The following is a 2,206-nucleotide window of genomic DNA, read 5'->3' as shown; positions in this document are numbered from 1 at the left end:
CATCGCGCCGAGAGTACTGCGGGGTCAGCCCGTGGGAGGCCAGGGCGCCGCTGACCGGTGGACGGCACCGAGCCGTACGCTTGAACTGAGAAGGGGGAGGCCTCGCGGCCTCCCCCTTTTTTGCGTTAAAAGGCGACATTCTCTATTTAATTAAATCAATCCTATCATCCGCCGGTGAATATAAACGTTCACCGTTCTGTGGCTGGTTCTCTGTTCTCAATGGACTAATATTTGCTTTAGCGCACTGCTGCGCTTGTCCTGTTTTACACGGGTCGTTTTATTGATTGTGACGGAAGGACTCACATGGCAGATGTTCATGAGCTGCTTGATACTTGGATTGCCAATGTCAAGGACGAGGAGCTCCTCGCTGAGCTCAACACGATGAAGGAGCAGGGTGATCAGGACGCCATCACCGACGCTTTCTTCCAGGATCTCGCCTTCGGTACTGCCGGTCTTCGCGGCACTATCGGTGCAGGCACCAACCGTATGAATATCTATACGGTCGGTCGCGCGACGCAGGGTTTTGCTGACTATCTCAATGCGACCTTCGAGCATCCGACGGTTGCCATCGCTCGCGATAGCCGCAATAAGGGTGAACTGTTCGTTAAGACGACGGCTGCCATTCTTGCAGCAAACGGCGTGACTGCCCTCGTGTATCCTAAGATTTCTCCCGTGCCGACGCTTTCCTGGGCCGTCCGCGACCTTAAGTGCTCCGGTGGCATTTGCATGACCGCTAGTCATAACCCGGCTCCGTATAACGGCTATAAGGCCTATGGCCCCGACGGCTGCCAGATCACCAGCGAGGCCGCCGATGCAATTTCTAAGGCTATCGCCGAGACCGATACATTCACCGGCGTGAAGTCCATGGACTTCGATGAGGCTCTTGAGCAGGGTCTGGTCAAATGGATCGATGACTCGTGCCTCGAGCGTTATTATGACGCCGTTCTCGCGCGCGGCGTTACGAATCTTTCTGCCGAGGAGATTGCCGGCGCACCGCTCAAGCTTGTCTATACGCCGCTGAATGGTACCGGCCTCATTCCCGTCACCACGGTGCTCGAGCGCGCTGGCATCACTGATGTCACGGTTGTCCCCGAGCAGAAGGAACCTAACGGCGATTTCCCGACCTGCCCGTATCCTAATCCCGAGATCCGTCAGGCCATGCAGAAAGGCATCGATCTCTGTGAGCAGGTTCACCCTGATTTGCTGCTTGCAACCGATCCTGACGCCGACCGTGTTGGCGTTGCCGTTAAGAATGGCGACGACTATCTGCTGCTGACCGGCAATGAGATGGGCGTTCTGCTACTCGACTATATCTGCAAGACCCGTGCTGCCCGCGGTGAGGACCTCACTAAGAAGGTTGCCGTTACTACTATCGTTTCTTCCGCCATGGTCGATGCTCTGGCCGAGGAGTATGGCTTTGAGCTTCGTCGCTGCCTGACGGGCTTCAAGTACATTGGTGACATCATTACCTCGCTTTCCGATGCTGGTGAAGTCGATCGCTTTATCTTCGGTTTTGAGGAGAGCTACGGTTATCTGGCTGGTGATCACGTGCGCGACAAGGACGCCGTGAGCACTTCGCTGCTGATTTGCCAGATGGCTCAGTATTACAAGCTGCAGGGTAAGAACCTCGCCGACGCGATGCACGAGCTGTACGAGAAGTATGGCTACTATCACAACAAGACGATTTCGCTGAGCTATCCGGGCGCTGAGGGTGCGGCAAAGATGGCCGGCATCATGGCTGGTCTGCGCGAGAACCCGCCCGCGGAGATCGCCGGTTCCAAGATTGAGGCCGTCGTGGACTACAACACCTGCGTGAACGGCCTGCCGAAGGCTAATGTCATTGAATTCGATCTCGAGGGTGGCAACAAGGGTATCGTCCGTCCTTCCGGCACCGAGCCCAAGATCAAGCTGTATATCTTTGCCAAGGGCGCGGATGCCGCCGAGGCTGATGCAGCACTTGACGCGATTGAAGAGTCCGGTCGCAAGCTGCTGGCATAAGGTATTTAAGAGTCTATTACTGTAGATAGGCGAAAGAGGGGATCTCGGAAACGAGGTTCCCTCTTATATTTACCCAGCCAGCCGAGAGTCCTTATATGTGTAGGAAATGTGTACGCCCACATTCCCGCCCCCGGGGGCCCTCCGGTCTGGCAATATATCTCCTTGCCGCGCGGCCCGGTCGAACCGGATCAGCCGCAAAGCGTGCACC

Annotated in this window: 1 protein-coding gene; it reads left to right on the top strand. The window is 56.3% G+C overall.

The annotated features are described in order from the left end of the window. Positions 1 to 303 precede the first annotated feature (303 nt). Positions 304 to 1,998: a phospho-sugar mutase gene (locus ACEXKH_RS09595; RefSeq protein ID WP_373573940.1), complete on the top strand. Its 1,695-nt coding sequence runs from the start codon at positions 304 to 306 to the stop codon at positions 1,996 to 1,998. Positions 1,999 to 2,206: the final 208 nt, after the last annotated feature.

It is taken from the genome of Collinsella aerofaciens ATCC 25986 (assembly GCF_964259375.1).
Taxonomy (GTDB): Bacteria; Actinomycetota; Coriobacteriia; order Coriobacteriales; family Coriobacteriaceae; genus Collinsella; species Collinsella aerofaciens_BO.
This window is presented reverse-complemented; position numbering and strand designations above follow the sequence as displayed.

Bases quoted from the DNA above. Each gene is read 5' to 3' on its own strand.
- ACEXKH_RS09595 (WP_373573940.1), top strand. From the start codon at position 304: ATGGCAGATGTTCATGAGCTGCTTGATACTTGGATTGCCAATGTCAAG.